At 64.3% G+C, this 5,957-nt stretch carries 7 protein-coding genes and 1 pseudogene; 3 read left to right on the top strand and 5 right to left on the bottom strand.

Annotated features, from left to right (window positions below; translation table 11 throughout):
* The 5 genes from ACRDUX_RS12595 to ACRDUX_RS12575 form a co-directional block, all read right to left on the bottom strand.
* Positions 1–289, bottom strand: a 289-nt coding sequence (locus ACRDUX_RS12595) for a TetR/AcrR family transcriptional regulator (protein ID WP_526414363.1), incomplete at its 3' end; no start/stop codon positions are given.
* A 21-nt stretch (positions 290–310) separates the two neighbouring features.
* Entirely contained in the window at positions 311–1,387 is a 1,077-nt protein-coding gene (locus ACRDUX_RS12590; RefSeq protein ID WP_526414362.1) for an ATP-dependent DNA ligase, read from the bottom strand.
* 346 nt (positions 1,388–1,733) lie between these two features.
* Positions 1,734–2,522, bottom strand: a complete 789-nt coding sequence (locus ACRDUX_RS12585) for a bestrophin-like domain (protein ID WP_526414361.1) — start codon at positions 2,520–2,522, stop codon at positions 1,734–1,736.
* Between the two features lie 135 nt (positions 2,523–2,657).
* Positions 2,658–3,002: a hemophore-related protein gene (locus ACRDUX_RS12580; protein ID WP_526414359.1), complete on the bottom strand. Its 345-nt coding sequence runs from the start codon at positions 3,000–3,002 to the stop codon at positions 2,658–2,660.
* Between the two features lie 45 nt (positions 3,003–3,047).
* Positions 3,048–3,365, bottom strand: a complete 318-nt coding sequence (locus ACRDUX_RS12575) for a hypothetical protein (protein ID WP_526414357.1) — start codon at positions 3,363–3,365, stop codon at positions 3,048–3,050.
* A 243-nt stretch (positions 3,366–3,608) separates the two neighbouring features.
* On the opposite strand from ACRDUX_RS12575, the gene ACRDUX_RS12570 reads away from it, so the two are divergent.
* The 3 genes and pseudogenes from ACRDUX_RS12570 to ACRDUX_RS12560 form a co-directional block, all read left to right on the top strand.
* A complete protein-coding gene (locus ACRDUX_RS12570) occupies positions 3,609–4,130 on the top strand; it encodes a hypothetical protein (protein ID WP_526414364.1) in 522 nt (173 codons plus the stop codon).
* A 21-nt stretch (positions 4,131–4,151) separates the two neighbouring features.
* Positions 4,152–5,471 (top strand): Dyp-type peroxidase, encoded by a 1,320-nt coding sequence (locus ACRDUX_RS12565; protein WP_526414355.1) that lies wholly within the window; start codon positions 4,152–4,154, stop codon positions 5,469–5,471.
* 10 nt (positions 5,472–5,481) lie between these two features.
* Positions 5,482–5,957, top strand: a pseudogene (locus tag ACRDUX_RS12560) (hypothetical protein); the annotation flags it as partial.

Here is a 5,957-nt window from a genome sequence, read left to right as displayed (position 1 = left end):
CCCCGAGATACAGCAGATCTCCGCGCAGGGTGCCGGTGTCGGGCGGCACGGCGACCTGACGGACGCCCTCGATGAACGCGGCCAGCACCAACTCGGCCTTGGTCGGCCAGCGCCGGTACATCGTCGCCTTGCTGGCCTGGGCCTTGGTCGCGACCGCCTCCAACGTCAACCGGTCGTAGCCGTTCTGCTGCAACAGCTGCAACGTGACCGCCAGCAGCTCGGCCTCCCGCGGCGTCCACGGCGAGGCATCCACGGGGTGACCGGACACGGGAGGCACAGCGCTCACCATAGGCCGCGCGTGCGGCGTCGACTAGCTGACCGTCCCCAGACCCGGAACGATGTCGTCGAGTTGGAACGAGATCGGTTGCTCCAGTTGGGCATACGTGCACGAGCGCGGGTCGCGGTCGGCTCGCCACCGGTTGAACTGGGCCGTGTGGCGGAACCGATCGCCCTCCATGTGGTCGTAGCGGACCTCGACCACCCGCTCCGGTCGTAGCGGCACGAAGGACAGGTCCTTGCCCGCGTTCCAACGCGAGCCCTCGTTCTTTCGCGGCGTGCGTTGCGCCGCTTCGTGTGCGCCGCCCCAGTTCCACGGGTGATCGTCGAACGTCGTGACCAACGGCTGCAGGTCGGTGAACAGCTGCCGCCGAGTCGCCATCGGAAGGGCTCCGATGACCCCGACCGACGCGAGCCTGCCGTCGTCGGTGTACAGGCCGAGAAGCAGTGAGCCGATGGCGTCGTCGCCCGACTTGTGCAGCCGGTAACCCGCCACCACGCAGTCGGCGGTCCTGGTGTGCTTGATCTTGAACATGGCTCGCTTGTCCGGTAGGTAGGTCACCGTCGGCGGTTTGGCGATCACCCCGTCCAGACCCGCTCCCTCGAACTCGGAGAACCATCTCCTGGCCGTGGCGAGGTCGGTGGTCGCCGGGGTCACGTGGATGGACGGACCGGAGCCGGCCAGCGCGGCGACCAAGGCGGCGCGACGCTCGGTGAACGGTTCCCGGGTCAGGTCGTCGTCGCCGAGCGCGAGTAGGTCGAAGGCGATGAACGCCGCAGGCGTCTTCTCCGCGAGCATGCGCACCCGGCTGTCCGCCGGATGGATCCGCTGTTGCAGCGCCTCGAAATCGAGACCGTGCGACGCAGGAACGACGATCTCCCCGTCGATCACGCACCTGTCCGGCAGCTCCGTCATCGCCGCTGCGACCAGCTCTGGGAAGTAGCGCGTCAGCGCGCGTTCGTTGCGGCTGCCGAGCTCGACTTCGTCGCCGTCGCGGAAGCAGATCGACCGAAAGCCGTCCCACTTGGGCTCATACCAGGCGCCGGGTGGAATCTCCGGCACCGACTTCGCCAACATCGGCGAGACCGGCGGCATGACGGGCAACTGCATCGACTCATCAAACACCGCGGTGGCATCGCTTGGCGTGGGCGGTCTACGTGAGCATGGACAGTGTGGACCTTCCCGTTCAAGTGCGGATCTGGCTTGCCGTCAACCGTGGTCACATCATTTTCGACGCCGACCGGCCTCCAACCCGGTCACTCGCCTGGGACAGGAAGCCGACACCCCGGCGATGACCCCTCGCCGTGCAGATCCCTCCCACGGTGTGAGGCCACGACCATTTCACCACTATTGCTCCGTGTGGCGACGTGGGCGACGGCGCACGTCGCGAGGAGCGTCGTTCTCGGGAGCGGGGCCGCGTACTCAGCCGTCCCAGCTATAGCCAAGCTAGAGGTATCTACGTCTCCTCGTCGACTCCGTCGAAGACCTGGACGGTGTAGTCGAACGATGTTGGTGTGACGCCTAGTTGGCGGCCAAATGGATGGTCGAGCCAGAATATGAGGAAGAGCAGCAGGCCGAGCAGAACGGCGATGGCGCTCGACAGGATTATGTGATTTCGTTGGTTGTCGAGGCGGGTGAATCCGATCAATCCGATGAGCAGGACACCGCCGAACAGCAGACCACCCCACAGCAATCCGGGTATTCGGGGCCTTGCGTCCAACACGCGAATGTTGCGTTGCGACGTCAAGACGTTGAGCTGGGCGCGGACCTCCGCATTGATCGGATTGGAGGCGACGTTGGGCGTTTGCTGCTTCCCGAGCACGCGGTACATGTCGGTAATCGCGGTTCGTGCCGTGGCGCTTGCAGAGTCGGTGCCTTGACTGTCCCATTCGGCTTGTACGGCAGTGGTGTATTTTCGCAGAAGTTCGCGCATCGTCGTTTGCTCCGGCCCGGGCAGGCTGATCGTTTGCCGGTACATCGTCGCCATAGTGGACGACTCATTGGTCACGTTTTCCTCGGCGGAAGAGAATTGCTCCCATGCGACGACGACGGTGAAACCCAACAGAGCGCCATAGACAAGTGCAACAGTCGTGATGAATGGCGACAGGGATCCTGATTCTTCCTTCGCGCCCGGCCGGTGAGCTGTTTTGTTGGCTAGCCATACGCTGCCGACTGCCAGGAGGACTGAGGCGCCGAGGACCAGGGCCAGAAACAGCCAAAGGCTCGGCAGGCCCATCCCGCCCATTGCTCACCTCCTTAGCGCCCTCGCCGGTTCGCTCCGGGAATCGATCACCGCTAAATCGTGGACAGGGCCCGAGTAGCGGCGTTCCTTGGTGAACTCCGCGACCGGATCGAGGCCGGAATTGGCGCTGCTCGACCTCTAGCCCATGGGCCCATCGGGGACAGGCGCGTCGCAGCGGTCGCGGAAGTCGGCGGCGGGTTGCCTGACGGCCTGTAGCTCGTCTTTCACCTGTGGGTTTGCCTGCGCGTACGCTTCGATTTCGGTGCGCATCTCGTCCCTGGACTTGCCCTTGAGGCCGGTGAAGAAGGCATTGACGTCCGGATGGGTGAACAGATAGCTCGACGTGCTTGCGTTGACGCCGGACATGACCCCGGCGAGGTCCGCGGCAGAGCAGTTCGGCGGATCGGCGATCGCAGTTGCGGCGGTACCCACGAGCATGGAGCCGGCGATCACGCCGGCGCCAATCACGCTACGGAAGAACATTTGAGGCTCCTTTATTGAATCGGTGGCGGGACACAGCGGCAAAGCTCAGCGACGTGGACCGATACCACCTCCGCCGCCGGGTCCGCCGGGCCGCCCGGGACCTCCGATACCTGGCCCGGGATTCCAAATGATGTCCATGTCCCAGCCGTCGTCGCAGTACCAGGGGTCGGCGCAATAGGAGGGGTAGACCGGGCCAGCGGTCGGAGCGTCTGGACCTCCACCGCGGACCGTCCCCTGGGCACACACTGTGGCCGCTCCGGCGTTGGTGCAATCCGCCGATGCCGGCGACGAGGCCATGATGACGCCGGCGGGCACGAACGCAAGGACAAGACCCCAACTCAGGCAGCGCTGTCTCAAACGCATGGCTGCTCCCTCCCATTAGGCGGCGCTGCCGCCGTAGATCCTCCCCCACGACGGCCGGAACCGATGCGCGGAGCGTAAGTCCTGGCCATCAGGCATGTCGAAGATTTGCATTTTCATGGTCGTCAATTTTCGTGATGTCCGAACGCGGCAGGTTGAAGCCGGTGTAGCGTCCGACTCATCTGGGTTCGACAACGGGGGGCCAATGTGGCTGAGGGTGAGCGTGACTGGACGAAACCGTCGGCGATGGCGATTCCGAAGGAAGGGTATTTCGAACTCGAGCGGGGGCGGTACGGTCCGGTGTTTCCCAGGACTCCGGCTTGCCATGGGTTCTCCATCATCGCCAAGGTGAAGGAGGGGCGCGAGGAGACGGTGCGGGCGTACGGGAAGACCATCGAGGAGACGATAGCGGCGAGTCCGGAGGCGTTGGCGCCGTTGCGACTGCACTATCTGCGTTGGGTGCTATTCGACGTCGGATCGGGACTGCACTTCCAATACCAGGGCATCTTCGACACCGACTTCGACAAATACACCGAGGACGCGGTCCAGCTGTTCAGCGCCACCGGCATCACGACGGTGTTCACCAATCTCGAGGGCTTCCCCGAGGATTGGAAGGAGAACCCGGAGGCGTTCATCAAGTTCGTCCGGGAGCATCAGGTCCCGAGTTTCTTGGAGTACGGCGAGTACCCGTACGTGACGGCCGACGAGATCAAGAAGGCGTTGCGGCTGAAGGCGGCCTTCTCGAACATGCTCGACCAGATGCAGTGAACCGCACCGAAATCCGCGTTGATGCTTGAGCTCGACGATATTCAGCACATCCTGCTGACCCGCACGCCGGCCATCACCGGACGCTATGAGTTCCTGGCGTTCGACGCTCCGGCCGGCGGACGGGCCTGGCTGTCGGAGTTGTTGGACAAGACGCAGTCCGCCGCGGATGCGGTCGCCACCTTGGGCAGTTCCGACCGCTGGGTGTCGTTGGCGTTCACGTGGAATGGTTTGCGGGCGTTGGGCGTGCCGGAGGAATCGTTGGCGACTTTTCCCGACGAGTTCCGCGAAGGCATGCCCTCCCGGGCCAGCATCCTGGGCGACACCGGCGCCAATGCCCCCGAACATTGGGTCGGCGGCCTGGCCGGAAATGACCTGCACGCGATCGCGATCTTGTTCTCGCGCACCGACGAGCAGTGTCGTCGCTCCATCGAGGAACACGACAAACTGCTCGTACGAACCGACGGCGTCCGCAGTCTGTCGTTCCTCGATCTCAACGCGACACCGCCGTTCAACTACGCTCACGACCACTTCGGCTTCCGGGACCGGCTGTCGCAACCGGTGATGAAGGGCTCCGGGGAGGAGCCGACCCCGGGTTCAGGCGCGGCGCTGGAGCCGGGAGAGTTCATCCTCGGCTATCCCGACGAAGACGGGCCGGTGGCGAATCTCCCTGAGCCCGAGGTGTTGTCCCGCAACGGCAGCTACATGGCGTATCGCCGGCTGGAAGAACACGTCGCCGTTTTTCGCGATTATCTCCGCGAGAATTCGGATACGACGGAAGACGAGGAGCTGCTTGCGGCGAAGTTCATGGGGCGTTGGCGAAGCGGAGCGCCGCTCGTGTTGGCGCCGGATGAGGACGATCCGGAACTCGGCGCAGACCCCATGCGCAACAACGACTTCAACTACAAAGAGATGGACCCGTTCGGCTACGCGTGTCCACTCGGTTCGCACGCCCGCCGGCTGAATCCGCGTGACACTGCGCACTACATGAATCGTCGGCGGATGATCCGGCGGGGCGCGACGTACGGGCCCGCGCTGCCGGAGGGCGCTCCGGACGACTGGGTGGACCGCGGCATCGCCGCGTTCATCATCTGCGCGAACTTGGTGCGCCAGTTCGAGTTCGCGCAGAACGTGTGGATCAACGACGAGGCGTTTCACGAACTCGGCAACGAGCACGACCCGATCTGTGGCACCCAGGACGCGACGATGGACTTTACGGTCCCGAGGCGACCGATCCGCAAGGTGCACAAGGGTATTCCGGCGTTTACGACGCTGCAGGGCGGCGCATATTTCTTCCTGCCCGGGATGAACGCAATGCGTTACCTCGCCACGCTGGGCGACTGAAGGACCAACCATGACTGCAATGCCGAGGCCGCGGACCTACAACCAGAACCACATCGCGCGGCCGCACACCGGCGGCCGGCGCATAAGCATCTATTGGACCTGGAGTTACCCCTGGGAGTCGCAACGGGATCCAGCCGAGGTCTACAACCGGTTCTCGACGATCACCGAGGTGCGCAACGTTGCATGGCCGGCCTACGAGACACCGGAATACGACGCGGCGAGTTTTCTACAGGGCATCGCGGGCACACTGGAACTGTTCCACCGGTCCACCCTGGATTTTCAAGCGGTGGCAGAGGAAGCGACCGCGCATCCGGTGGCGGTCTTCCAGCGTATCGACCAGGCCGGCTACAAGCTTCCGATCGATGAACGCATCCTGGCCGATACGGACACGCTGATGGTGTTCGGACTCGATCACCTCCTGTCCCAGCAGGAGGCGGCGCCCGAGGAGATCGCTGCGATCACCCAGTGGCTCGAGCGGGAAGGTAC

The organism is Mycobacterium sp., from assembly GCF_050701675.1.
Lineage (GTDB): Bacteria > Actinomycetota > Actinomycetes > Mycobacteriales > Mycobacteriaceae > Mycobacterium.
This window is presented reverse-complemented; position numbering and strand designations above follow the sequence as displayed.